This window comes from Aeromonas sp. ASNIH2, from assembly GCF_002934795.1.
In the GTDB taxonomy this organism is placed as follows: domain Bacteria; phylum Pseudomonadota; class Gammaproteobacteria; order Enterobacterales; family Aeromonadaceae; genus Aeromonas; species Aeromonas caviae.
The window spans coordinates 4,747,109-4,773,043 of sequence record NZ_CP026406.1 but is presented as its reverse complement, the minus strand read 5'-3'; the positions used below and the strand labels follow the sequence as shown (position 1 = coordinate 4,773,043).

General features: G+C 60.9%; 26 protein-coding genes. 8 read left to right on the top strand and 18 right to left on the bottom strand.

Annotated features, from left to right (window positions below; translation table 11 throughout):
* Positions 1–2: 2 nt before the first annotated feature.
* The 7 genes from C3F36_RS22700 to C3F36_RS22670 form a co-directional block, all read right to left on the bottom strand.
* Positions 3–1,028, bottom strand: coding sequence for a substrate-binding domain-containing protein (locus tag C3F36_RS22700; protein ID WP_041211440.1), 1,026 nt, complete (start codon positions 1,026–1,028; stop codon positions 3–5).
* Positions 1,028–1,960, bottom strand: a complete 933-nt coding sequence (gene rbsK, locus C3F36_RS22695; RefSeq protein ID WP_104455952.1) for a ribokinase — start codon at positions 1,958–1,960, stop codon at positions 1,028–1,030. The genes C3F36_RS22700 and rbsK overlap by 1 nt, the downstream gene beginning before the upstream one ends.
* A 98-nt stretch (positions 1,961–2,058) precedes the next feature.
* Positions 2,059–2,934 (bottom strand): ribose ABC transporter substrate-binding protein RbsB, encoded by an 876-nt coding sequence (rbsB, locus tag C3F36_RS22690; RefSeq protein ID WP_104455951.1) that lies wholly within the window; start codon positions 2,932–2,934, stop codon positions 2,059–2,061.
* 30 nt (positions 2,935–2,964) lie between these two features.
* Complete coding sequence (gene rbsC, locus C3F36_RS22685; protein WP_104455950.1) at positions 2,965–3,933, bottom strand: ribose ABC transporter permease; 969 nt, start codon at positions 3,931–3,933, stop codon at positions 2,965–2,967.
* Entirely contained in the window at positions 3,930–5,459 is a 1,530-nt protein-coding gene (gene rbsA, locus C3F36_RS22680) for a ribose ABC transporter ATP-binding protein RbsA (protein ID WP_052814800.1), read from the bottom strand. The genes rbsC and rbsA overlap by 4 nt, the downstream gene beginning before the upstream one ends.
* A gap of 35 nt (positions 5,460–5,494) precedes the next feature.
* Positions 5,495–5,914, bottom strand: coding sequence for a D-ribose pyranase (rbsD, locus tag C3F36_RS22675; RefSeq protein WP_010674787.1), 420 nt, complete (start codon positions 5,912–5,914; stop codon positions 5,495–5,497).
* A gap of 246 nt (positions 5,915–6,160) precedes the next feature.
* Complete coding sequence (locus tag C3F36_RS22670; protein WP_048207717.1) at positions 6,161–6,778, bottom strand: glutathione S-transferase family protein; 618 nt, start codon at positions 6,776–6,778, stop codon at positions 6,161–6,163.
* A 257-nt stretch (positions 6,779–7,035) separates the two neighbouring features.
* Here C3F36_RS22670 and C3F36_RS22665 point away from each other — a divergent pair, with 257 nt between their 5' ends.
* Together C3F36_RS22665 and C3F36_RS22660 are read left to right on the top strand one after the other, a co-directional pair.
* On the top strand, positions 7,036–7,791 hold the full coding sequence (locus C3F36_RS22665) for a hypothetical protein (protein WP_042017089.1): 756 nt from the start codon (positions 7,036–7,038) through the stop codon (positions 7,789–7,791).
* A 61-nt stretch (positions 7,792–7,852) separates the two neighbouring features.
* The gene (locus C3F36_RS22660; protein ID WP_042017087.1) at positions 7,853–8,515 is read left to right on the top strand and encodes a DUF2987 domain-containing protein; all 663 of its coding nucleotides are present in this window, start codon (positions 7,853–7,855) and stop codon (positions 8,513–8,515) included.
* 71 nt (positions 8,516–8,586) lie between these two features.
* Here the strand turns inward: C3F36_RS22660 and ttcA are convergent, their stop codons facing one another.
* From ttcA to ccoN, 11 genes are all read right to left on the bottom strand, one after another.
* Complete coding sequence (gene ttcA / locus C3F36_RS22655) at positions 8,587–9,495, bottom strand: tRNA 2-thiocytidine(32) synthetase TtcA (protein ID WP_010674783.1); 909 nt, start codon at positions 9,493–9,495, stop codon at positions 8,587–8,589.
* Between the two features lie 67 nt (positions 9,496–9,562).
* A complete protein-coding gene (gene uspE, locus C3F36_RS22650; protein WP_104455949.1) occupies positions 9,563–10,510 on the bottom strand; it encodes a universal stress protein UspE in 948 nt (315 codons plus the stop codon).
* Between the two features lie 136 nt (positions 10,511–10,646).
* Positions 10,647–11,402, bottom strand: a complete 756-nt coding sequence (locus tag C3F36_RS22645; protein WP_010674781.1) for an FNR family transcription factor — start codon at positions 11,400–11,402, stop codon at positions 10,647–10,649.
* A 68-nt stretch (positions 11,403–11,470) separates the two neighbouring features.
* Complete coding sequence (locus C3F36_RS22640; RefSeq protein ID WP_104455948.1) at positions 11,471–12,157, bottom strand: sulfite exporter TauE/SafE family protein; 687 nt, start codon at positions 12,155–12,157, stop codon at positions 11,471–11,473.
* A complete protein-coding gene (ccoS, locus tag C3F36_RS22635) occupies positions 12,141–12,347 on the bottom strand; it encodes a cbb3-type cytochrome oxidase assembly protein CcoS (RefSeq protein ID WP_104455947.1) in 207 nt (68 codons plus the stop codon). The genes C3F36_RS22640 and ccoS overlap by 17 nt, the downstream gene beginning before the upstream one ends.
* A gap of 82 nt (positions 12,348–12,429) precedes the next feature.
* Positions 12,430–14,826: a heavy metal translocating P-type ATPase gene (locus tag C3F36_RS22630; RefSeq protein WP_104456116.1), complete on the bottom strand. Its 2,397-nt coding sequence runs from the start codon at positions 14,824–14,826 to the stop codon at positions 12,430–12,432.
* 88 nt (positions 14,827–14,914) lie between these two features.
* The gene (locus tag C3F36_RS22625) at positions 14,915–15,403 is read right to left on the bottom strand and encodes a FixH family protein (protein WP_010674777.1); all 489 of its coding nucleotides are present in this window, start codon (positions 15,401–15,403) and stop codon (positions 14,915–14,917) included.
* Positions 15,404–15,516: 113 nt separating this feature from the next.
* Positions 15,517–16,506: a cytochrome-c oxidase, cbb3-type subunit III gene (ccoP, locus tag C3F36_RS22620; protein WP_039040785.1), complete on the bottom strand. Its 990-nt coding sequence runs from the start codon at positions 16,504–16,506 to the stop codon at positions 15,517–15,519.
* On the bottom strand, positions 16,506–16,685 hold the full coding sequence (locus C3F36_RS22615; RefSeq protein WP_010674775.1) for a CcoQ/FixQ family Cbb3-type cytochrome c oxidase assembly chaperone: 180 nt from the start codon (positions 16,683–16,685) through the stop codon (positions 16,506–16,508). Before C3F36_RS22615 ends, ccoP begins: the two co-directional genes overlap by 1 nt.
* Before the next feature lie 11 nt (positions 16,686–16,696).
* The gene (ccoO, locus tag C3F36_RS22610; protein WP_010674774.1) at positions 16,697–17,311 is read right to left on the bottom strand and encodes a cytochrome-c oxidase, cbb3-type subunit II; all 615 of its coding nucleotides are present in this window, start codon (positions 17,309–17,311) and stop codon (positions 16,697–16,699) included.
* Between the two features lie 18 nt (positions 17,312–17,329).
* Entirely contained in the window at positions 17,330–18,754 is a 1,425-nt protein-coding gene (ccoN, locus tag C3F36_RS22605; protein ID WP_010674773.1) for a cytochrome-c oxidase, cbb3-type subunit I, read from the bottom strand.
* A 279-nt stretch (positions 18,755–19,033) separates the two neighbouring features.
* On the opposite strand from ccoN, the gene C3F36_RS22600 reads away from it, so the two are divergent.
* From C3F36_RS22600 to C3F36_RS22575, 6 genes are all read left to right on the top strand, one after another.
* Entirely contained in the window at positions 19,034–19,492 is a 459-nt protein-coding gene (locus C3F36_RS22600; RefSeq protein WP_104455946.1) for a hypothetical protein, read from the top strand.
* Between the two features lie 108 nt (positions 19,493–19,600).
* Complete coding sequence (locus C3F36_RS22595; protein ID WP_010674771.1) at positions 19,601–20,059, top strand: GAF domain-containing protein; 459 nt, start codon at positions 19,601–19,603, stop codon at positions 20,057–20,059.
* 101 nt (positions 20,060–20,160) lie between these two features.
* Complete coding sequence (proQ, locus tag C3F36_RS22590; protein ID WP_104455945.1) at positions 20,161–20,805, top strand: RNA chaperone ProQ; 645 nt, start codon at positions 20,161–20,163, stop codon at positions 20,803–20,805.
* Positions 20,806–20,813: 8 nt separating this feature from the next.
* A complete protein-coding gene (gene prc, locus C3F36_RS22585) occupies positions 20,814–22,829 on the top strand; it encodes a carboxy terminal-processing peptidase (RefSeq protein ID WP_104455944.1) in 2,016 nt (671 codons plus the stop codon).
* A 129-nt stretch (positions 22,830–22,958) separates the two neighbouring features.
* Complete coding sequence (gene pepN / locus C3F36_RS22580; RefSeq protein ID WP_104455943.1) at positions 22,959–25,583, top strand: aminopeptidase N; 2,625 nt, start codon at positions 22,959–22,961, stop codon at positions 25,581–25,583.
* Between the two features lie 67 nt (positions 25,584–25,650).
* A complete protein-coding gene (locus tag C3F36_RS22575; RefSeq protein WP_010674767.1) occupies positions 25,651–25,872 on the top strand; it encodes a DUF2835 family protein in 222 nt (73 codons plus the stop codon).
* The last annotated feature ends 63 nt before the right edge of the window (positions 25,873–25,935 follow it).

Here is a 25,935-nt window from a genome sequence, read left to right as displayed (position 1 = left end):
ACTTAAACTGGTTTGCTGTCCGGTGAGGAAAAGGGAGCGCAGGAGTGTCTGATCACCAGGTCCGGATCCACGGTGATCATGCGGTTTGCGATGGGCTCGCCGTTGATGCGCGCCAGCAGCCGGGTGACGGCGAGGCGGCCCAGCTCCTCTTTCGGTTGATTGACCGTGGTGAGCGGGGGGGACATGAACTGGGCCAGCGCCACGTTGTCATAGCCGACGATGGAGAGATCGCGGGGGATCACCAGCCCTGCCTGATGGGCGGCACTGATGACCCCCATGGCCATCATGTCGTTGCAGACAAACAGCGCGGTGGGACGCTCTGGCAGCGCCAGCAGGCGGGTCATGGCGGCGGCGCCGCTGGCGCAGTCAAAGTCTCCCTCCTGGATCCAGCCCGGATTGACGGTGAGCCCGGCCTCCTGCATCGCTTGCTCGAAACCCGCCTGGCGCTGGTTGGCCGGGGCGCGGCTGTGGGGGCCCGTGATGCAACCGATGGCAGTGTGACCCAGCCCCAGCAGATGGCGGGTTGCCAGGTAGCCTCCACGATGGGAGTTGTCGGCGATGAGATCCACCTCGCCATTCTCCATGCCCCAGTCCATCACCACGACCGGCAGGCTCTTGAGCCAGTCGAGCTGGTTGAACACCTCCTGCTGCCCTTCACTGCACATGATGAGCAGGCCGTCGACCCGTTTCCTGAGCATCATCTTGAGGTAGGAGAGCGCCGTCTCGGCCTGTCCTTCGGTGTTGCCCAGCATCAGGTTGTAACCCTGCTCGAAGCAGTAGCGCTCCACCCCGCGCACCACCTCGGCGAAGAAGGGGTTGCTGGAGGTGGTAACCAGCATGCCGATGCTGTTGGTCTCCTTTACCTTGAGGCTGCGGGCCACCAGGCTCGGGGCATAGTTGAGATCGCGCATGGCGGCGAAGACCCGCTCCCGGGTCTCTTCGGCCACGAAGCGGGTCTCGTTGATGACGTGGGAAACGGTGGTGGTCGACACTCCCGCCAGCGCAGCCACCTCCTTGATATTGGCCATCAGTGCCCCTGCGCAGTCTGTTCAAGGAGGAAAGCATCGACCTCCTGCTTGCTCGGGATGGAGCTCTGTGCACCAAACCGGGTGACGGAGAGTGCCGCCGCCCCGTGGGCAAAGCGTACGGCTGCGTCAAAGTCGGCGCCGGCGAGCTCGGCCGCCAGGAAGGCGCCGTTGAAGGTATCCCCGGCAGCCGTGGTATCCACCGCCTTGACCCGAAAACCCGGCATGAGCGCCTGTTTCTGCCCCTTGCTGCAATAGACCCCTTGAGACCCCAGGGTGATCATCACCTCACCGATGCCCATCTGGTGGAAGCGGGTGGCAGCCTCCCGGGCGCTCGCTTCGTCCGTCACCTTGACGCCGGTCAGCAGCTCGGCCTCGGTCTGGTTGGGGGTGATGAGGTCCACCAGCGCCAGCAGATCCCTTGAGAGCGGGCGCGCGGGGGCGGGGTTGAGCACCACCCGGGTGCCGTGGGCACGAGCCAGACGGGCCGCTTCCTGCACGCTCTCCAGCGGCACTTCCAGTTGCAGCAGCAGGGTGTGGGCGGCGGCGATCATTGCCTCGTGACCTTGCACTACGGCCGGGGTGAGGGCGCCATTGGCTTCGGCGGAGATGCCGATGCTGTTCTCCCCCTCGTCGCTCACATAGATGATGGCGATGCCGGTGGGGAGCCTGGGGTCGAGTTCGACGGCGCTGACATCGATGCCGTCGTTGGCAAACCCGGTTTTCATCTGGTGGCCGATGGCATCATCACCGATGCGGGCGATGAAGTAGACAGGGGCGCCGAGGCGGGCGGCGGCCACCGCCTGATTGGCGCCCTTGCCGCCGGGAACGACCTGATAGCTGTGGCCGGTCAGGGTTTCACCGGGGCGGGGAAAGTGGGGGACGCGCAGCACATGATCCGCATTCACGCTGCCGAGGACTACGAGACGATTCATTCCTATCACCCTTGGTTGAGTACATCCTGGTCTGGGTGGACCCAGACCAGGCGGCACTGGCGGAAAAAGAGAGGGGAGGCGAACCTCCCCCCGTCAACTTACTTGTTGACGATTTGCAGCGGTACCGGGATGGATTTTTCCACCGGTTGACCCTTGAGCACCTTGTCGGCGGTTTCCACGCCGATGGCGCCGATGAGGGCAGGCTGCTGTGCCACGGTGGCGGCCAGTTTACCCTTGGCCACGGCGGCTTTGCCATCGTCGGTGCCGTCAAAGCCCACGATCATCACCTCTTTGCCAGCGGCCTGCACGGCGCGGATGGCACCCAGCGCCATCTCGTCGTTCTGGGCGAACACTGCCTGCACGGTCGGATGGGCGGCCAGCAGGTTCTCCATGACGTTCAGACCCTTGGTGCGGTCAAAGTCGGCGGGTTGGGAGGCCAGCACCTGCAGTTTGTTGGCGGTGACCGCCAGGGCGAAGCCTTCGCCGCGATCACGGGCGGCGGAGGTACCTGCGATCCCTTCCAGCTGGATCACCTTGGCACCGCTGCCCAGCTTCTCGGCGATGAAGTCGCCAGCCAGCTTGCCACCGGCCACGTTGTCAGAGGCGATGTGGGCCTTGACGTCACCCTGGGCTGCGCCGCGGTCCAGGGTCAGCACCGGGATGTGCGCCTTGTTGGCCAGGCGAATGGCGTTGCCCACGGCTTCGGAGTCGGTCGGGTTGATCAGGATGGCGTTGACCTTGCGCACGGTGAGATCTTCCACGTTGGAGAGCTCCTTGGCCGGGTCGTTTTGGGAGTCCAGCACCACCAGCTCGTAGCCAAGCTCCTTGGCCTTGGCTTCGGCCCCCTCCTTCATGGTGACGAAGAAGGGGTTGTTGAGGGTGGAGACCACCATCGCCAGGGTGTGATCCGCGGCCTGGGCGGTGCCCAGCACGGACATGATGGCGGCAGCGAGCAGGGTATTGAGCTTTTTCATCATTTCATTCCTTGTGTGTGGCGTGGCTTGTTAACGGTTGCTTTTGTTATCGATCATCACAGCAAGCAAAATCACGCTGGCCTTGGCGATCATCTGGTAATAGGAGCTGACGTCGAGCAGGTTGAGGGCATTGTTGAGGAAGCCGATGATGAGGGCACCGATCAGGGTACCCATGATACGGCCCTTGCCCCCCATCAGGCTGGTGCCCCCCAGCACAACGGCGGCGATGGCATCCAGCTCGTACCCCATGCCGGCTGTGGGCTGGGCGGAGGAGAGGCGGGATGTGACGATGAGCCCGGCCAGTGCCGACAGCATGCCGCACAGACCATACACCGCGAGCTTGACCCGAGCCACATTGATACCAGAGAGGCGGGTGGCCGATTCGTTGCCGCCGAGGGCATAGATGTGGCGGCCCAGGCGAGTGTGGTTGAGCAGGTACCAGGCCAGCAGGAAGACGATGGCCATCAGCCAGATGGGCACCGGCAGACCCAGCAGGTAGCCGGTCCCGAGCCAGGCGAAGTGATCGGCGCCGTCACTGAAGCCGGTGGAAATGGGGCGCCCCTCGGTGTAGACCATGGTGACGCCGCGCAGGGCGGTCATGGTGACCAGGGTGGCGATGAAGGCCTGTACCTTGCCCTTGGCGATGATGAGGCCGCTGATGCTGCCAAGCAGGGCGCCGGCCCCCAGGGTGAGGGGGATCACCAGGCCGATGGGCAGCTCCATGGCCACCATGGTGGCGGCCAGGGCGCCGCACAGGGCCAGTACCGAGCCGACCGACAGATCGATGCCGGCGGTGAGGATGACCAGCGTCATGCCGACCGCCATGATGGCGTTGACCGATGTCTGGCGCAGGATGTTGAGCAGGTTGTCGGCGGTGAAGAAGTTGGGGCTCAGGAAGGAGACCACGCCGATCAGCACCAGCAGCGCGACCAGGGACTTGTTCTCGATCCACCAGGCCTTGCTCATGACGCCGCGGCGGGAAAGGGTTTGGGTTGTCATTGTGCTGCCTCTTGCTCTGCTTGCCACTGTTTACCGACTGCCGCTGCCATCAGCTTCTCCTGATTGGCATCGCGGGTGTTGAATTCTGCGCTAATGCGCCCTTCGTGCATCACCATAATGCGATCACTCATGCCGAGCACTTCCGGCATTTCGGAGGAGACCAGGATGATGCTCATCCCCTCCTTCTTGAACTGGTTGATGAGCTGATAGATCTCCTTCTTGGCGCCGACATCGACGCCGCGGGTCGGCTCATCCAGGATCAGCACCTTGGGCCGGGTCAGCAGCCCCTTGGCGATGGCCACCTTCTGCTGGTTGCCGCCGGAGAGGAGCTTGATCAGCTGATCCTGACTCGGGGTCTTGATGTTGAACAAACGCACATAGTCCCCTACCGCCTGGCGCTCGGCCTTGCCGTCAATCTTACCGCCACGAATGAACTCGCCGAGGGCGCACAGGCTCATGTTTTCGCGCACCGACAGCTCCAGCACCAGGCCGTCGCCCTTGCGATCCTCGGAGATATAGGCGATACCAGCGGCCAGACCATCGGCCGGGCTTCTGGGTACCAGGGCGTGGCCATCCACCGTCACCTGGCCAGCGCTGATGGGGCTGGCACCGTAGATGAGCTTCATCAGCTCGGTGCGGCCGGAGCCCATCAGGCCGCTAAAGCCCAGAATTTCCCCCTGACGCAGGGAGAAGCTCACCCCGCGCACGCCGGGACCAGCCAGATCGTTCACCTGCAGGCTAACCGGGCCAAGCTCGCGCTCAAGACGTGGGTACTGCTCTTCCAGCCGGCGGCCCACCATCATCTCGATGATCCTGTCTTCATCGAGATCGCTCACCGCCTGCTCGCCGATCCACTTGCCATCCCGCAGCACGGTGACCCGATCGCAGATCTCGAAGATCTCTTTCAGGCGGTGGGAGATGTAGACAATGCCGCAGCCCTGCTCGCGCAGTTCACGAATGACGGTGAAGAGCTGCTCGGTCTCGGTGTCGGTCAGCGCATCGGTGGGCTCGTCCATGATGATGACGCTGGCATCGAACGACAGCGCCTTGGCGATCTCTACCATCTGCTGTTCACCGATGGAGAGATCCCCGAGTCGGGTATCCGGGCCGTGCTTGACGCCAAGTCGCGCCAGCAGACCGCTGGCACGCTCACGCAACTGCTTGTGGTCGATGCTGCCAAAACGGGTGCGCGGTTCGCGGCCGAGGAAGATATTGGCGGCAATCGACAATTCCGGCAGCAGGTTCAGCTCCTGGTGGATGATGCTGATCCCCTGATCCTGAGAGTCGCGGGGGCCCTTGAAGTGCACCGGCTGGCCGCGATAGTTGATGTAGCCCGCATCGGCCTGGTAGATGCCGGTCAGCACCTTCATCAGGGTCGACTTGCCAGCGCCATTTTCGCCGAGCAGGGCCATCACCTGGCCCGGATAGACCCGAAGGCCCGCTTCGTCGAGGGCGCGTACCCCGGGGAAGGTCTTGACGATCCCGGTCAGCTCCAGAATGGGTGAGAGGGGGGAGGTTGTGCTCATTTGCAGCTTCCTTGAAGAGGCCTTCTTTGAAGAATTCAGAACGCCACACCGGCGCAGAGGATCAGGTTGGCGTAGGGAGTCACCTCGCCGCTGCGCACGATAGCCTTGCTCTGGCAGGAGCGAGCCTTGAACGCTTCGTGCAGGCAGTACTCGATGGTGATGGGCTTGCCCTGGGCGGCTGCGTGGGCCTCCAGCTGATCCACCAGCGCCTGATGGGCGGCGGGACTGATCTGCTTGATCTCGCTTGCCATGATCACCTTCTCCACCACCAGGTCGGTGAGTAGGGCGGTCAGTACGGTTTCAAGGCTGGGGGTGCCCGCCATCAGCGCCAGATCGATGCGCTCGGGGCCTGCCGGAATGGGCAGGCCAGCGTCGCAGACGGTGATCTCGTCGGTGTGGCCCATCTGCGCGACCAGCGCGCTTAAGGGAGCATTGAGCAGCTTGCCTCGTTTCATACAGCACCTCGGCGGCCTGGGACCGCATATGAATATTGAGTTGGGCAATCGGTTACGCAACCGGTTGCGTCATTAGGGCGAAAGATAGGTGTTAACCGTTAACGGGTCTAGGCAGTGATGACGAAAATGTGAAAACGATCTCAGTGACAGGGCAATTTCAGAAGAAACGGGTGCCATAAGAGCACCCCGTCTGAGAGGCGTCGCCGGATGTTGCCCGCACAAAAAGGCGTACCCGGCGCGAGGAGATCAGAGGGCGAGCGCCGCCTGCACTGCGGGGCGGGCCAGCATGCGCTGATAGTGATCCGCCACCTTGGGAAACTCGCTGATGGCAACCCCGTCGCTCTCGAGCCAGCCTGCAATCACGAAGAGGTAGATGTCGGCCAGGCTAAAGCGCTCCCCCAGTACCCAGGGGCCGGCCAGATAGTGGCGCTCAATCTGGTCAAAGCCATCGCGCATGTTCTGGGGCATCTTGGCCTGCATGGCAGCCATGGCCTGTTCATCGTCGGCCCAGCGGCCGGGACGGCGTCCATGGGCATGGGCGACATGGACGGTGGAGACGAGGAAACTGTGTACCTCCTGCATCCTGGCCAGGAGGAAGGGGTCATCCAATGGGGCCAGCCCGGCGTTAGGAAAACGCTGGGCCACGTAGAGCAGCAGAGCCGGTGTTTCGGTCAGCACGCCATGCTCCGTCACCAGTGCCGGGACTCGCCCCTTGGGATTGATGGCGAGGTAGTCGGGGCTGCGCTGTTCACCAGCGGCCAGATCCAGGCGCTTGACAAGGTGAGGGGCAGCGGCCTCCACCAGAGCGATGCGCACCGCCATGGCACAGGTACCGGGGGCAAGATAGAGCGTCAGTTCGGACATGACAATTTTCCTTGTGTGAGAGAGAAGAGCCAGTGGACATCTCGTTCGCCAGCGCGCGCCATTATCCTACCCCCGTTGGACAGAGGGGCCAAGGGTGAGGGGAACCTCATCAAGAAGGGCTGCAAGGCCTTTGGTATCAATGGCTTTCTGAACGGAAGATAACAGGAAAAACGGCTACGCATGCCGGTTCAAACCGCTATAATGTGCCACCTTGGATCAGTCGTCAGTGAATGTTGGACAGTCAATTGAGTAATAGAATGCGGATCGGTGGAACCCTCGAACAGTCCCTCAGCCAGGGATATCGTCTGGACCTGCAAGGGGTGTTGAAAGAGGGGTGGCAACAGACTCGTCGCACCGGTTTCGGATTGGCGCTGGCCATCGCCGGGGTCATGGCAATCTGGATCCTGCTGAGCAATACCTTGCTGACGCCCTATGTCGCCCGTGAAGGAGGGGATATGGATATGGCCCTGATCCTGAGCCTGCTGGTCACGGTGATCATGTCACCCATGACCTCCTCCCTCGACATGCTGGGGTTGCAGCAGTCGGTGGGGGTGCGCGCCCGGCCGAGCCAGGTATTCGACTTCTTCCGCCACTTCCTGCGCCTGGGCAGCCTGAGTCTGCTCGGCAGCCTCATCACCAGCCTGTTTGGACCCCTGTTCGAGCTGCTGGGCGTGCCTGTGATGCTGGCCTTCATCCCTTCCGCTCTGGTGGGCATGGGGCTGGTGTTTACCGTACCTCTGGTGCTGGAGCGCGGTCTTTCCCCGGCTCAGGCCATTCTGGTCTCCCTCAAGCTCTTTGCCCGGGGCTGGCCCAGCATAGTGCTGCTGCACGGGGTCATGCTGGCACTCTTCTTCCTGGCGCTCATCCCCATGGGGCTGGGACTTATCTGGGTGGCGCCGCTCTACTTCAACTGCAAGGGCATTCTCTACCGGGATCTGTGTGGGGTGGCAGTCGAAGTGACCGAGGTTGCCAGTGGCAATGACGGGCAGGGTCCGGATCATTTCAACGCGTAACGGGATACCAGGGGGTCAGCCGGTGTCGACCCGCCCGGAGCATGATGCAAAAGGATGGCATATGAACAAGCGATACGGGATGGCGGCGCTCCTGCTGGTACCCATGCTGGGACAGGCTGAGCCGTCCCTTGAACTCGACTACGGCACCTTCTACAGCCAGATGAAGACCTTCGCCAAGGGGGAATTTGGCCACGCCAGACTGGGCTTTTATCTGGCCAGTCAACAGAACGGTCGGCGCTGCGGGCTCACCTCGGCCCGGGTCTCGACCCCGGACAGGGATGTGCCCGCCGAGGTCACGGTGGATGGCGAACTGCGTCTGCCCTATGACGATGATCTCAACCTCGACAAGGCGATCGTGGTGGTGGGGCTCACCGAGGCCCACGCCGCCTGCGATCTGTCGGTACAGGTGATGGCCGACGCCCCCGCCACACCCGAGGTGCCGCTGGCCGAGCTTGTCTCGCGCCAGCAGCAGATGCAGCGATTGCTCGACAAGATGGCCGGCATGGTCGGCCAGTATTTCCTGCCCAAGATGGAAGGGGTGCGGATCTCCATGGTGGCGCCCGCAGGCACAGCCTACCTTGTGGAGGGGGCCCGTCAGGAGGCCGTCTCCTGGCAGCAGGGGCAACTGCTGCTCAGCAATGCGCAACTGAAGGGGTTTGCCCAGGGCAAGCTGCAACTGCAAGGGGAGATCCTGCGCCTGACCCCCTGGCTGCACAAGGGGTAGCGACCCGAGTCCGCAGATTGCCAGAATGAAAAAAGGAGCGCCTGGCGCTCCTTTTCTGTGGGTGACGGGGCTTAGCGCACCTCAATCACGTCCAGCATGTCCATCTCGTCGATGTCCAGCAGCGGCGCCTTGGGCAGCTCGGGCGGATCAAATGCCTTGTCGCCACCGTCGATGATGCCGGAGTCGCGGTTGATGCTCTTGAAGTCAAACAGCTGGTGATCGAGCAGGTGGCTCGGGATCACGTCCTGAATGGCGGTGAACATGGTCTCGAGACGACCCGGGAAGCGGCGATCCCACTCCTGCATCATCTGTTTGATGGCCTGGCGCTGCAGGTTTTCCTGGGAGCCGCACAGGTTGCAGGGGATGATGGGGAAGGCCTTGACCTCGGCATAGCGCACCAAGTCTTTCTCCTTGCAGTAGGCCAGGGGGCGGATCACCACGTTCTTGCCATCGTCGCTCACCAGCTTGGGGGGCATGGATTTGAGCTTGCCACCGTAAAACATGTTGAGGAACAGGGTCTCGAGGATGTCGTCACGGTGATGGCCAAGGGCGATCTTGGTACAGCCCAGCTCCTGGGCGGTGCGATACAGAATGCCGCGGCGCAGGCGGGAGCAGAGCGCGCAGGTAGTCTTGCCCTCCGGTACCTTCTCCTTGACGATGGAATAGGTATCTTCTTCCACGATCTTGAAGTCGATGCCGAGAGTGCTCAGGTATTCGGGCAGCACGTGCTCGGGGAAGCCGGGTTGCTTCTGATCCAGGTTGACGGCCACCAGATCGAAATGGATGGGGGCGCTGGCCTTCAGGCTCATCAGGATGTCGAGCATGGCAAAGCTGTCCTTGCCGCCAGACAGGCAGACCATGATCTTGTCACCCTCTTCAATCATGTTGAAGTCGGCGATGGCCTGGCCCACGTTGCGCCGCAGGCGTTTCTGCAGCTTGTTGAAACTGTATTTCTCTTTGGCGTTAAGCTCTTCTAGCATGGCCTCAAACCCGGGACAAAAATAAGCGGCTTATTATAGCCATGTCCCGGGGGAGGGCAAGAAACGCTTATGCAGGATGACGCCTGTCATCCATAGGGCAGCTGTAATCGTCGGGTTTGAGGATGAGAATGTCGCAGTTGAGCCTGTCCACCACGTGCTCGGCGGTGTTGCCAAGCAGGGCGGCAGAGAGGCCGGTACGGCCGACGCATCCCATGATCATCAGGGTGGCATTCAGATCGTCCGCCATGTCCGGCAGCACCTCCTCCGGCAAGCCTTCCGCCACCTTGGTCCACATGTGGTTGATACCGAACTGATCGGCATGTTCCCGCAGCAGATCTTCATGGTGTTTGCGAATGGCATCGTTGTAGGCGTTGGGATCGAACTCTGGCAGTTCGATGGCGACATTGACCGGGGTGCCCGGGTAGGTGTTGACCAGATAGAGACTGGCACCAAGCAGCTCGGCGATGGCGATCCCCTCGCGGGTGATCCGCTCGTTGAGCACCTTCTGCTCCTTGTCATCGCTCGAGCAGTTGATGGCGGCAATCAGGTTGCCCCCCCGCTGCCAGTGCCCTTCTTTTACCAGCAGAACCGGACAGGGGCATTTGCGCAGCAGGTGCCAGTCGGTGGGGGTGAAGATGAAGGTTTGCAGGAAGGAGTGTTTGTGAGTCGCCTTGACGACCAGATCGTGACGCTGTTCCAGCACTTCCTGAATGACGCACTCGAAGGGACGGTTGTGCCAGAGCACTTTCACTTCGCATTCCAGCCCTCTGGCCCGATAGGGAGTGAGGATCTCGTCGAGCCACTCCCGACGCTGGGCGATGACACCATGGCGCATCTCTTCCCGCTCGTCTGCCGAGAGCATGGCGGTCATCTCGTAAGAGAAGTCGTAAATCGTCAGGAGCAGGGTCAGCTGGGCGCCCTCATCCAGCTCGGCGACCTTGACCGCGCGCTCGAGCGCGATCTGGCGCTCCTCCTCGGGATTGATCACCACCAGAATGTTTCGGTACTTGACCATGTTCTCCTCCTTGGCAAAAAGGCCAATGATGGCAACTCTTTAGCTATTACAGCTTAGTCCAAGGGGGGAGACGGGAAGGTGTGCCGGATCAAATTTCAGGGTGATCCGATCCGGCAAAAAAGGGAATAAATGGGGATTAACCGCAGGGAGGACGAGTGGCTCCGGCCATGACGCCCAAGGCAACGTTGTCCAGTACAGTAATGTATTTGCCTTTGACGCTGATGAGACCGGATTTCTGGAAACGGCCCAGCAGGCGGCTGATGGTCTCGACGGTGAGACCGAGGTAGTTGCCGATGTCTCCACGGGTCATGGAGAGGCGGAACTCCTTGGCGGAGAAGCCGCGCTCGGAGAAACGAACCGAGAGATTGTGCAGGAAGGCAGCGAGGCGCTCTTCGGCGTTCTTTTTGGAGAGCAGCAGTATCATCTCCTGGTCGCCCATGATCTCGTTGCTCATCAGCCGCATGATCTGCTGGCGCAGTTTGGGCATCTTGCCAGAGAGGTCGTCGAGCACATCGAACGGTATTTCGCACACCATGGCGGTTTCCAGCGCCTGGGCGAAGGAGGGGTGGGCCTGCTTGTGGATGGCGTCGAAACCGACCAGATCACCGGCGAGGTGGAAGGCGGTGATCTGTTCGTCACCCTGTTCGGTGATGGTGTATGACTTGATGGTCCCGGAACGTATGGCATAGAGCGACTTGAGCTCATCGCCGGCCTTGAACAACTCTTCACCCTTCTGGAACGGCTTTTTGCGCTCGATGATGCTGTCGAGCTGATCGAGCTCGTTATCGTTCAGGGTGAAGGGGATGCAGAGCTGGCTGATGCTGCAATCCTGGCAATGAATTGCACAGCCACCGCTCTGAATACGTCTGCCAGGTTTCTTGTCCGGAATCATAGGCTCAAATGAATAATTGATTTATATCAAACAAGTTTACCACCATCTCATCCATTTTGGATAGGGTTTCAAAAGGACGCCATTCCGATCCAGAGGGTGTGGATCCCGTAGGCAATAAGCAGCAAGGCGCCCCCAAGGCGCAGGCTGCGCAGGGTGAGCCAGTAGCGCAATCGGTCTGCCAGCCCCCCCAGCGCAAACAGGGTCGGCAGGGTGCCGAGGCCGAAAAAGAGCATGATGAGTGCCCCGCCACTTGCGGAGCCTGCGGCAGCGCTCCAGGTCAGCATGGAGTAGACGAGGCCGCAAGGGAGCCAGCCCCATATCATGCCAAAGGGGAGGGCCTGCCAGGTTGATGTAAACGGGAGAAACCTGCCTGCCAGCGGCTTGATGAGAGGCCAGAACTTCGCACCGATGCGCTCGAGCAGCAAGACGCCATGCCACCAGCCAGCCAAGTAGAGGCCGAGCGCTATCATCAGCAGGGCTGCGATGAGGCGAAGCCCTGCCAGGGCGTGTTTGCCAGCGCCTATCTCCGTGGTGGTGGCGAGCAAACCGCCCACCAGAGCCCCCGCCAGCACATAGCTCAGGATGCGCCCCAGGTTGTAGTTGAGCAGATAACCGAGCCTGCCCCCAAAATGCTGCTGCTCGGCAGGTATGGCCATGGAGAGCGCTGCGGACACGCCGCCGCACATGCCGATACAGTGGCCGGCACCGGCAAGCCCGACCAGCAGGGCGCCCATGAGGTCAAGGCTGCTGGTCATGAGGCCTGCTTTCCTGTTCTGCTTGTTGTTCAGGGGAGGGCAAGGGGCGCTGCTCCTCGTCAAACAGGATGTTGGAGCCCTGCCTGTCGAGATCCTCGAACTGCTCGGAGCGGATGGCCCAGAAGAAGAAGGCGCCGGCGATGACAACGAACAGGATGGCGATGGGGATGAGGACGAAGATGATGTTCATGGAGCGGACCCTGGGGTGAAAGGGGGATGATAACCCGGCGAGGCAAGAGGTGCCGCCACCCGGGAGGATGCCAGACGGCTGCTCACCGGTTGAGCCGCATGGAGTTGGTGACCACGATGAGGGAGCTCAGGGACATGCCTGCCGCCGCCAGATAAGGGGGGAGCCAGCCACTGGCCGCCAGCGGCAGCACAAGCAGGTTGTAGCCGATGGACCAGGCAAAGTTCTCCTTGATGATCTTGCGAGTGCGCAGGGCCAGGGCCCGGACGGCCAGCAGACGGGAGAGATCGTCGGCCAGCAGGATGGCGTCGGCGCTGTTCTTGGCCAGATCCGTGCCCCCCGCCATGGCAAAGGAAGCGTGAGCGCCGGCCAGCACGGGAGCGTCGTTGATGCCATCTCCTACCATGATGCTGATATCCCCGGCCGCTTCCCGGGCCTTGAGATAGGCCAGCTTGCCGTCCGGGGTGACCCCTTTTACCAGCTCATCGACACCCAGCTCGCGGGCCAGCATGTCCGCCTGGTCCGAACCGTCGCCGGTGAGGATGGTGGTTTGCAGGCCAGCCTCCTTGAAGGCTTGGATCAGTGCACCGGCATCGGGGCGTAGCGTGTCGGCCAGGATGAAACGGGCCAGCAGTCCGTGTTCATCGGCCAGATAGATGGCCAGCCCTTGAGCGGCATTCTCTTCTTGCGCCAGTTCGAGCCAGCGTGCACTGCCGATGCGGTAATGTTTGCCCTCAATCACTCCCTGCACGCCGTGGCCGATGACGGGGGTGACGTCGCTGGCGGCGAGCGGCACCCCGTCCGCCAGTGGTTTGCTTCGAAACGCACGGGCGATGGGGTGCTCGGAGTAGGTCTCCAGGGCCTGGGCGAGGGCGAGGCAGCGGGCTGCGTCGAGCTCGCCGAGGGGCTGGGTGTTTACCAGGCTGATGTTGCCCGTGGTCAGGGTCCCCGTCTTGTCCATCACGATGCGGTTGGCTCGGGTCAGAATGTCCAACACGTGGCCGCGGCGCAGCAGAATGCCGCTGCGGGTCAGGTTGGCAGTGGCCGAGGTCAGTGCGGTCGGGGTGGCCAGCGAGAGGGCGCAGGGGCAGGTCGCCACCAGCACCGCCAGGGTGACCCAGAAGGCCCGCTCGGGCTGATGAAAATGCCAGAAGATCCAGACCGCAGCCGCAATGAGCAGGAGCACCAGGATAAAGTGGCGCGACAGCACGTCCGCCAGTTGGGCGATGGCGGGTTTGTCGTCAAGAGCATGATCCTGCAGGCGCATGATCTGGGCGAGACGCGACTCTTCAATGGGATGGCTGACCCGGATCTCCAGGGGGGCATCGGTATTGATGGTGCCTGCATAGACGGGATCCCCGGCCTGCTTGAGCAGAGGCAACTGTTCGCCAGTCAGCATGGATTCGTTGAAGCTGGCCTGGCCCAGGGTGACGATGCCGTCGGCTGGCAGAGTGGCCCCCGCGAGTACCCGCACCCTGTCTCCGACTCGCAGCGTCTTGGCGGCCACCTCGCGTTCGCCGTCATCATCGATGCGGGTTGCCATGATGGGTACCAGGCGCGCCAGGTTGGAGCTCGACTCCGACGCCTTGCGCCTCGCTCGCAGTTCCAGCAGACGGCCCAACAGCAGGAAAAAGACGAACATGGTGATGGAGTCGTAATAGACCTCACCCGTGTTGAAGACCGTGGCCCAGATGGAGGCGACGAAGGCGCCGATCAGTGCCAGCGACACCGAAACATCCATGGAGAGGTGCCCCTGCTTCAGGCTGCGCCATGCCCCCACGTAAAAAGGCTGGGCCGAGTAGATCATGATGGGGGTGGAGAGCAGAAGGCTTATCCACTTGAAGTAGATCATGAACTCCTCTTCCACGCTGATGAAGAGGTCCATGTAGAGTGCTACGGCGCACATCATCACCTGCATGGAGCCAAGGCCGGCCAGCGCCATGCGGAGCATGTAGCTGCGCACCTCTTTGGCGTAGAGCGCTTCCTGCTGATGAGTCTGGAAGGGATAGGCGCGATAGCCGACCCTGGCAAAGCCCTTGAGAATGTCGCTCAAAGAGAGCTGGGCCGGATCCCACTTGATGCGGGCGCGATGGGTGGTGGTATTGACGTTGATGTAACGCAGACCGCGCAGGGTCATCAGGTGCCGCTCGATGAGCCAGGCACAGGCGGCGCAGGTCAAACCTTCCACCGTCAGTTGGATCTCGCGCGTAGTTTCGCGACCCGTACCGGTGTCGGTGACGAACTCCTGCTGCACCTCCGCCAGATCGTAGTGGGTGAGGGCGGCGAGCTCTTCGGGCACCAGTTCCCCCTTGATGCCGGGAGCGGTGCGGTGTTCGTAATAACTGGCGAGGCCGCATTCGAGAATGGTCTGTGCCACGGCCTGACAGCCAGGGCAACACATCGGCTGAACGATGCCTTTGATCTCGAGAGTAAAGTTACTGCCAGTGGGAACCGGTTCACCACAGTGAAAACAGCCGGTCATGGTGATCATCCCTCTTTGATGCAGCCCAGCAGGCCGGGTCGGGGAGAAGGGCGGCTGACCGGCGTGCCGATCACCCTGCCTTCGTGATTCAACGTCCCTTGGGATCGAGCTCAATCGCTGCCTGAGTCGGCAGTTGTGCCGTCTCCTGGAGGCGCCATTCATGGTTGAAGGCATCGACCCGCACGTGCCACTTGCCGGTGAGGGGCTTGTCGAGCATCAGGCGATAGACTCCCTTGCCATCGGCCGTCAGCAGATGTTCGCTGTCCAGGCCCGCCAACGTGGGATGAAACAGGGAGAGGTGCAGTGCCTGCCCGAGGGGGAAATCCCCGGATAGTGGATTTAACGTCAGCTCCTTGTCGCTGACATTGAGGGCGATACGGATGCCGAGCGCCTCGGCGCGATCGAACTTGCTGAGATCCTGGTTAATCTCCTTGCCCTGCTTGTAGTAGTCCTCCGCCACCAGGTTGACCCCATCCTTGCTGGCAATGATGGCGGTGGCGATGCTGCCTACCACGGCGGCGCAGGGGAGGGCGATGATGAACCAGGGCCAGAATTGGCGATACCAGGGTTGAGTCATGATGCTACCGAAACAAATGGTTAACGAAATGGCGGTAATTCAGCCAACACAAGATAACAAAAAGCCTCGAAGAGTCGAGGCTTTTTGCTGATTAATCACGTGCTTATCACATGTTACTGCTGATTTTGCCGATCGTTGTGGGACAAGCTGTAAACGTAGGAAGCGAGCAGATGTACCTTGTCTTCCCCCAGAATGTCCTTCCAGGCCGGCATCACGCCGTGGCGCCCGTGGGTGATGGTCTGTTCGACCACCTGACGGGAGCCGCCATAGAGCCAGATGTTGTTGGTGAGATCCGGTGCGCCGAAGGCGATGCCGCCCTTGGCATCCGGACCGTGGCAGGCGGCGCACATGGCAAAGCGTGCCTCCCCTTTCTTGGCTTCCACCAGATCAACCTTGCGACCGGAGAGGCTCAGCACATAGGAGGCCACCTCCTTCACCCCGTCCTGACCCAGGATCTCGCCCCAGGCGGCCATGATCCCCTGACGACCGCCCATGATGGTGGTCTTGATCTGGTCGGGTGCGCCGCCCCACTGCCATTCGCTGTCGGTCAGGTTTGGGAAACCGCGACCACCGCGGGCATCGGAGCCATGACACTGGGAACAGTTTTGCAGGAACAGGCGCTGACCCACCTTCAGGGCTTCCGGATCCTTGGCGATCTCGGTGATCTCCTTGTAGCTCTTGCCGTCAGCCTGATAGGTCAGCTCGCGGAACTTGGCGCCGTAGATCTCGTCGGCCTTGGCGAGTTCCCGGTCGTATTCCACCGCGCGTCCTTCGGCCTTGGCAGACTCGGCCGCCGCCTTGGACTCGGCCAGGGAACGCACATCCTGGTTGGAGCTCTGCCAGCCCAGCAGACCCTTGAAGTTGCCAAGGCCCGGGAAGGCGAGCAGGTAGATGAGCCCGGTGACGATGAAGAAGAGGAACATATAGGACCACCACTTCGGCAGGGGATTGTTGATCTCCTCGATGCCGTCGAAGGTGTGACCCATGGGTTTGCCCTCTTCGGCTCCCATCTTGTCCTTCATGCACCAGGCCAGCAGCAGGAAGCAGCCGAGAATGGTGCCAAGGCTTATGACGGTCACAAAAATGCTAAACAGAGTGCTCATTATTGCTTCGCTCCTGCGTTCTTGTTATCAGCACTGGGTTGCTCGTCATCGGCAAAAACCAGGTTGGCGGCCTCGTCGAAAGAAGCCTTGCGGCGCTTGCTGTAGGCCCAGACGATGATGCCAATCATGATGACCATCAGCAGCAGGGTGTACAGGCCGCGAAATGTGCCGTAATCCATATCCCGACTCCTTATTTCAGGGCATGGCCCAGTGATTGCAGATAGGCGATCAGCGCATCCAGCTCGGTCTTGCCCTTGACGGCCTCACCGGCGCCAGCGATGTCGGCATCGGTATAGGGCACGCCGAAGTGATCCCGGAACAGAGCCAGCTTCTTGCCAGTCAACTCGCCGCTCAGCACATTGGTCTCGAGCCAGGGGAAGGCCGGCATGTTGGACTCGGGCACCACGTCACGCGGGTTGATGAGGTGGGCGCGATGCCAGTCATCGGAGTAGCGGCCGCCGACCCGGGCCAGATCCGGGCCGGTACGCTTGGAGCCCCACAGGAAGGGGTGCTCCCAGACGCTCTCGCCGGCAACCGAGTAGTGGCCGTAGCGTTCGGTCTCGGCGCGGAACGGGCGGATCATCTGGCTGTGGCAGACGGTGCAGCCTTCGCGGATGTAGATGTCGCGTCCTTCCATCTGCAGGGCGGTGTAGGGCTTGAGGCCCTCCACCGGCTCGTTGGTCTGCTTCTGGAAGAACAGGGGGGTGATTTCCACCAGGCCCCCCAGGCTGATGGCGAAGATGATGCCAATCACCAGCATGGGGACGCTTTTTTCAAAAATCTCGTGACGGTTGTTGTTGCTCATGCTTTAAACCCCTTCAAATCAGGCTGGCTGTGCGACGGGTTCCAGAGAACCCTTGGGCGCAGTGACGGTGCGATAGGCGTTGTAGGCCATCAGCAGCATGCCGGTGACGAAGAAGCAGCCACCCAGGAAGCGCACGAAGTAGAAGGGATAGGAAGCTTGCAGCGCCTCCACGAAGCTGTAGGTCAGGGTGCCGTCGTCGTTGACCGCACGCCACATCAGGCCCTGCATCACACCGGAAATCCACATAGCGACGATATAGAGCACGGTGCCCACGGTGGCCAGCCAGAAGTGGACGTTGATGAGCTTGATGCTGTACATGCGCCCCTGTCCGAACAGGTTCGGGATCAGGTGGTAGACGGCACCGATGGACACCATGGCAACCCAGCCCAGGGCACCGGAGTGAACGTGACCGATAGTCCAGTCGGTGTAGTGGGAGAGGGCGTTGACGGTCTTGATCGCCATCATGGGGCCTTCGAAGGTCGACATGCCGTAGAACGACAGGGAGACGATCAGGAAGCGCAGGATGGGGTCATAACGCAGCTTGTGCCAGGCACCCGAGAGGGTCATGATGCCGTTGATCATGCCGCCCCAGGAGGGCACGAACAGGATGAGGGACATCACCATGCCCAGCGACTGGGCCCAGTCAGGCAGGGCGGTATAGTGCAGGTGGTGCGGACCGGCCCAGATATAGAGGGAGATCAGCGCCCAGAAGTGCACGATGGAGAGGCGGTAGGAGTAGACGGGGCGACCCGCCTGCTTGGGCACGAAATAGTACATCATGCCAAGGAAGCCCGCTGTCAGCAGGAAGCCCACTGCGTTGTGGCCATACCACCACTGCACCATGGCATCCATGGCACCGGAGTACATGGAGTAGGACTTCATGCCGGAGAGCGGCACTTCCATGTTGTTGACGATGTGCAGTACGGCCACCGTGATGATGAAGGCACCGAAGAACCAGTTCGCAACATAGATGTGGGAGGTGGTGCGCTTGACCAAGGTGCCGAAGAAGACGATGGCATAGCTCACCCAGACCACGGCGATGGCGATGTCGATGGGCCACTCCAGCTCGGCGTACTCTTTGGAGGTGGTGTACCCCAGCGGCAGCGAGATGGCTGCAGACAGAATGATCGCCTGCCAGCCCCAGAACACGAAGGAGGCGAGGGGACCACCAAACAGCCGGACCTGACAGGTGCGTTGCACCACGTAGAAGGAGGTGGCCATCAGGGCGCTGCAACCAAATGCGAAGATGACCGCATTGGTATGCAGGGGACGCAGACGGCTGTACGTCAGCCAGGGGGTGTCAAAGTTGAGGGCAGGCCAGATCAACTGGGCTGCAATCAATACACCCACCGACATGCCGACGATACCCCAGACAATCGTCATGACGGTGAACTGGCGCACAACGGTGTAGTTGTACTCAGGGTGGTTTGTTGTATGGCTCATCGTTGTATTCCGCTTCCGATGCTGTTGTTAGTGTTGCCCGGTGTCCTGGGCCATTTTCACCCCGGTTTTGCAAAATCCTCTCGTTAACATCTGTTAATAAAAGGAAAAGCAAAAGGTGGTTAAATGAAAATCCATTGAGAATGATACTGAAGTGACCGGTAAAATAACAGTACAAACAGTGATATATTTGGCTCCAGCGGGTCTCATGTCCGCCAGTTTTTACCTTGAGCCAGATCACGAAAATTACATTTTCAACGTACCTTACAGAGCTGTTTTTTCATGAAAGAGAGACTCACTTCACGCAAAATCGTCCACCTGTCCATGGTGCTGGTCATTTTGCTCTCCCTGATGGCCTATCGAACCTGGTTTTCAGGCACAGGAAGCGACCATGCAGAGGGCTCCAATGTTCAGATTTGTGATCTGTCCCACAGCCCCTGCCGCCTCATCGTCGGGGATCGCCCGCTGACGGTCAGCATCGATGGCTTGCCGATCCGCCCTGAACATGACTTTGTCCTGCGCCTTCAAGGGGGTGTGCCGGCCATTACGCCGGTCAAGGCCTGGCTCGAGGGCAAGGAGATGTTCATGGGGCTCATCCCCGTGCTGTTTGAAGCCAGCGATGCGGGGTGGCGAGGGGTGACCCAGGTGGGAAGTTGTACGACCGAGGCGATGGACTGGCTCTTGACCATCGAGTGGAGCAATGGCCAGCGCCATCAACTGACGTTGGGCGCGGCACGTTGAACGGACTCTCATCGGGCCCCAGGAGGGGGGATAAATGAAAATTGATTTGAAATTTTCAGGCAGGACGGTACCTTGCATTGATTATCAAGGAGTGAAGTTCATTTAATCATGATTGAAAAACAAGCATTTTATCGCACGCTCAACCAGCAGGCCCAGGCATTGCTAGAGGGCGAACCCGACATGATCGCCACCCTGGCAAACCTGTCTGCCCTGCTCAATCAGGAACTGGCTGACATCAACTGGGTTGGTTTCTACCTGCTGCAGGGCGAGACCCTGGTGCTCGGCCCGTTCCAGGGCAAGCCGGCCTGTGTGCGCATCCCGGTCGGGCGCGGCGTCTGTGGCACTGCGGTTGCCGAGGGCAAGACCCAGCTGGTGGACGACGTGCACCAGTTCGCGGGGCACATTGCGTGCGACGGTGCCAGCAACTCGGAAATCGTGATCCCGCTGCGCCGTGGCGGGGAGATCATCGGGGTGCTGGACATCGACAGTCCAATCTTTAACCGCTTTGACGAGCAGGACCGGATTGGCCTCGAAGAAACGGTGCAAATTTTGGAAAGCATGCTCTAAGTCATTGCTAGATGGTTCGCAAAAGGTCCCAAGCTCTCTATAATGGGGCCTTTGTTGTGTTCGGGCATGCCCGTGCGTCTATATGAAAGCCAAGGTTATACATGGAAAACACTGAAAAGCTGAAGAACAGTAAAGAGATCGTCGCCTACCTGGTCGAGAAATTCCCGGCCTGCTTCATCGCTGAAGGAGAGGCCAAGCCACTCAAGATTGGCATCTTCCAGGATCTGGCCGCGCGTCTTGCTGATGACGAGAGAGTCTCCAAGACCATGCTGCGCTCTGCTCTGCGTCAATACACCTCCAGCTGGCGTTACCTGCATGGCCTCAAGGCTGGCCAGGCCCGTGTCGATCTGGACGGCAACCCGGGCGAGCTGCTCACCGAAGAGCACATCGAGCATGCCAAACAGGCGCTCAAGGAGAGCAAGGAACGTGTCTTTGCCAGCCGCCGCACCAACGCCAAGGAGAAGGAAGACAAGCCCAAGCAGCCGCGTCGCAACGCGCCGCGCAAGGCTGACGCTCCCCGCTCCGACAAGCCCAAGTCCGCCCCTGCTCCCAAGGCTGCACCGGTCGCCGATGCGCCGCTGGTGAAAGTGGATGCCGCTACCCTGAAAGTCGAGCAGGGCGTGCGCGTCGTGCTGGGCAAGTCCCCTGTGCCTGCGACCATCAAGGAAGTGACCAAGGATGACGTACAGGTTCAATTGCAGACCGGCATGATGTTGCGGGTCAAGTTCGAGCATCTGGTTCTCTAAGGAGACGAATGTTGAAGCATGGCGTGATTCGTTTTTCACTCGTTGCCTGTAGCCTGGCGCTTGCCGGGCTCGCACAGGCCATCGAGCCGGTGCTCAAGGAAAGTGATTTGCCTGTGTTGGCTCAAGAGAGCCAACATGCTACGGCCAGCAAGCGAATTGCCAATCTGTTTACCCGCTCCCACTACAAACAGTTCAAGCTGGACGACGCCTTTTCCTCCGTGATCTTTGACAAGTATCTGGAGAATCTGGACTACAGCCGCAACCTGTTTCTGGCCTCTGACATCAGCCGTTTTGAGAAATATCGTACCGGTTTTGACACCGACCTCGAGCGAGGGCGACTGGCTCCGGCCTACGAGATGTTCAACCTGAGTCAGCAGCGGCGGTACGAGCGGTTCGAATACGCCCTCAAACTGCTCGACACTCCCTTCGATTTTACCCAGAAAGACAATTACGTCTTCGATCGGGAAGGGGCTCCCTGGCCCAAGGATGAAGCCGAGCTCAACGAGCTGTGGCGTCAGCGGGTCAAGTTCGATGCCCTGAGCCTCAAGCTCAGCGGCAAGGAGTGGCCCGAGATCAAGGAGCTGCTTGGCAAGCGTTACAACAACGCCATCAAGCGGATGTCCCAGACCGAGAGCGAGGACGTGTTCCAGCTCTTCATGAACTCCTTCGCCCGCGCCATCGAACCGCACACCAGCTATCTGTCTCCGCGCAGCGCCGATCGGTTCAACACCGAGATGAACCTCTCGCTGGAGGGGATTGGTGCCGTGCTGCAGGCGGAAGATGACTTCACCGTCATCCGCTCCCTGGTGCCCGGTGGCCCGGCGGCCAAGTCCAATCACCTGAAACCCGATGACAAGATCACCGGGGTGGGGCAGGACGACGGCAAGATTATGGATGTCATAGGCTGGCGTCTTGACGACGTGGTCGAGCTCATCAAGGGGCCCAAGGGCAGCAAGGTGAAGCTGGAGATCCAGCGCGGCAAGGGCGCGACCGCCAAGACAGAGCTGGTGGAGCTGGTGCGTGACAAGGTGCGTCTGGAAGACCGAGCCGCCAAGTCCAAGGTGATCACCGCCGAGGGCAAGAAGATCGGCGTGCTCGAGATCCCGAGCTTCTACGTCAACCTGCACGACGACGTGATCAAGGAGATCTCCAGCCTCAACAAGCAGAAGATCGACGGCCTCATCGTCGATCTGCGCGGCAACGGTGGTGGTGCCCTGACGGAAGCCTCCGCCCTGAGCGGTCTCTTCTTTGCCAGCGGCCCCGTGGTGCAGATCCGTGATCACATGGGTCGCATCACCGTCAATGGAGACGACGACGGCAATGTCTACTACGGTGGCCCCATGTCGGTGATGATCGACCGCTACAGCGCCTCGGCCTCCGAGATCTTTGCCGCCGCCATGCAGGACTATGGTCGTGCGCTGATCCTCGGCGAAAACTCGTTCGGCAAGGGGACGGTGCAGCAGCATCGCAGCCTCGCCAAGGTCTATGACTTCTACGAGCAGCCGCTGGGTCACGTGCAGTACACCATCGCCAAGTTCTACCGTATCGATGGCGGCAGTACCCAGAACAAAGGGGTTGCACCCGATATCGCCTTCCCGACCGCAGTGGCGCCGGGTGAGACGGGGGAGAGCCGCGAGTTCAACGCCTTGCCCTGGGACAAGATTGCCTCGGCCAGCTACGAGCGACTGGGGGACTTCTCCAGCCTGCTGCCCAAGCTGAAATCGGCCCACGAGGCGCGGATCACCAAGGATCCGGAATTTGCCTATGTGCTGCAGGACATCAAGGAGTATCAGGCGGACAAGGACAAGAAGTCGGTCTCCCTGAACGAAGCCGAGCGGCTGGCTGAACAGGCCAAACAGGACGAGAAGGCGCTGGCGCGAGCCAACGAGCGGCTGACCCGACTTGGCAAGCCGACGGTGAAGAGCCTGGATGAACTGCCGACCGATTTCGAGGCACCTGACGAATACCAGGTGGAAGCGGCCAACATCACGGCGGATCTGGCCACCCTCAGCAAGAATAGCTGATGCTGGCAACGAAATGACAAGGGCGACTCTGGTCGCCCTTTCTTTTGCCTGAATGCAAACTATTTGACCCTGTCCGAGCCTTGTGACAGCCTCTGACACGTCAATAACAAAGCGTGGAAGCACACAATAATGACTGAACAACCTCAGGCCATGACGGCCAAATATCGCCAGGATTACCAGGCTCCCCTCTATTGGTGTGACAGTCTGGATCTCGATTTTCAGCTGCAAGAGCCCCTGACCCGGGTCACCGCCATCTCCCGTTTGCGTCGCAGCGGCGATCACAACGAACCCCTGGTGCTGGACGGCGAGGGGCTTGACCTTGTCAGCGTCAGTGTGGATGGCGTGCCCTATCAGCAATACGAGCAGGGAGAGAGCAGCCTGACCCTGTTCAACCTGCCGGCCGAGTGCGTGCTGACCGTGGTCACCAACATTGATCCCGCCGCCAACACGGCGCTGGAGGGGCTCTACAAATCCGGCGATGCCTATTGCACCCAGTGCGAGGCCGAGGGCTTTCGTCGTATCACCTATTACATGGACAGGCCAGACATCCTGGCCCGTTACAGTACCCGTATCACCGCCGACAAGGCCAAGTACCCCTATCTGCTCTCCAACGGCAACAAGGTCGCGAGCGGCGATCTGGACGACGGTCGCCACTTCGTGCAGTGGCAGGATCCCTTCCCCAAGCCGAGCTACCTCTTCGCCTTGGTGGCGGGGGACTTCGATGTGGAGCGCAATCACTACACCACCCGGAGTGGTCGCGATGTGGCGCTGGAAATCTTCGTGGACAAGGGCAACCTGGACCGCACCGGTTTCGCCATGGAGAGCCTCATCCACTCCATGCGCTGGGATGAACAGCGCTTTGGCCTCGAATACGATCTCGACATCTACATGATCGTGGCGGTGGACTTCTTCAACATGGGGGCCATGGAGAACAAGGGGCTCAACATCTTCAACTCCAAGTTCGTGCTGGCCAACCCGGCCACTGCCACCGATGCGGACTACCACGGCATCGAGCGGGTGATCGGTCACGAATATTTCCACAACTGGACCGGCAACCGCGTCACCTGCCGCGACTGGTTCCAGTTAAGCCTCAAAGAGGGGCTGACGGTGTTCCGGGATCAGGAGTTCTCCTCCGATCTGGGGTCGCGCGGCGTCAACCGGATCAACAACGTGCGCACCGTGCGCGGTCCGCAGTTTGCCGAAGATGCCGGCCCCATGGCCCACCCCATCCGCCCGGATGTGGTGATCGAGATGAACAACTTCTACACCCTGACCGTCTACGAGAAGGGCTCTGAAGTGATCCGCATGATGCACACCCTGCTGGGGGAGGACGCCTTCCTGGCGGGCATGCGCCTCTACTTCGAGCGTCACGACGGCTCTGCCGCCACCTGCGACGACTTCGTGCAGGCGATGGAGGATGCCTCCGGGGTGGATCTCGTTCGCTTCCGCCGCTGGTACAGCCAGTCCGGCACCCCCGAGCTCACCGTGACCGACGAGTACGATGCCACGAGTGGTGTTTATCGTCTGCACGTGAGCCAGCACACCCCGCCGACCCAGGATCAGCCACAAAAGCTGCCGCTGCATATCCCCCTCGACATCGAGCTCTACGATGCACAGGGTGCCGTCATCCCGCTGCAATACCAGGGCAAGGCCAACGGCAATGTGCTGGACGTGCTGGAAGCACAGCAGACTTTCGAATTCGATCGGGTGCCGGTCAGACCGGTACCCTCCCTGCTGCGGGACTTCTCCGCCCCGGTCAAGCTGCACTATGACTATAGCGACGAGGCCCTGGCCTTCCTGATGCGCCATGCCCGCAACGAGTTTGCCCGCTGGGATGCGGCGCAGATGCTGATCAACAAGGCGGTGATCGACGGGGTGGCGCGGGTCCAGCACGGGCAGAGGGTTGAACTCTCCCACACCCTGCTGGCGGCCTTTGTTGCCATTCTGGACGAGGCTGCACTGGATCCCGCCCTCAAGGCAGAGATCCTGGCCCTGCCGGGAGAGGCGACCCTGGCCGAGCTGTTCGAGGTGGCCGATATCGACGCCATCCACCAGGTGCGCAACGGGATCCAGACCGCATTGGCCCACGCCTTCGGCGACCGCCTGCTGGCGTGCTACGAGAGCCTGCGTCTGCCGGCTTATCAGGTGGTCCATGCCGACATGGCCAAACGGGCCCTCAAGGGCGTGGTGCTGGGTTATCTGGCGGCGCTGGATGCCGCGAAGGCCGATACCCTGGTGCGCGAGCAGTACGGGGCCGCCGACAACATGACCGACACCCTGGCTGCACTCCAGGTGGCCAACAGCCATCTGCTGCCGTGCCGCGCCGCGCTTTTGGCCGACTTCGAAGGCAAGTGGGCCCATGATGGCCTGGTACTGGACAACTGGCTGCGGCTGGTGGGCGCCAAGCCGGCCAAGGATGTGCTCGATGACGTGAAGCAGGCGATGGCGCACCCGACCTTCAGCATCCGCAACCCGAACCGGCTGCGGGCGCTCATCGGCAGCTTCGCCATGAACAACCAGGTGCAGTTCCACGCCGCCGATGGCAGCGGCTATCGCTTCCTGACCGATCTCTTGATCGAGCTCAACGAGGTCAATCCCCAGGTGGCGTCCCGCCTCATCACCCCGCTTATCCAGTTCAAGCGGCTCGATGAGGGGCGCAAGGCGCTGGTTCGCGCCGAGCTGACCCGCCTGGCCAACCTGGACGGGCTGGCGCGGGATCTGTTCGAGAAGGTGAGCAAGGCGCTGGCACAATAAGCGTCACGACGGCGGGCAGGGGAGTCTGGCTCTCCTGCCCGTTTTTCATGGATGACCAGGAGGTGACATGAGGCAATACACTTTTCGGCTCTCCCTTGGCCGCGACGAGATCATGTTGATGTACCAGGGGCAGGTGAACCGCCTGGTGGTACGTACCGAGCAGGGTCTGACCCTGGAGCTGGGGTTGGAGAAAATCCGGCGTTTTGTGTCGGAGAGCGGCGTTCACGGCTACTTTCGACTGAAAACCCAGGACGATCATCGCTTCATTTCCCTGGAACGCATAAATTAACAAAACTTGAACATCAATCCGGGTAAATATCTGCTTTAAGTCACTATCTATCCGGTAAATGGC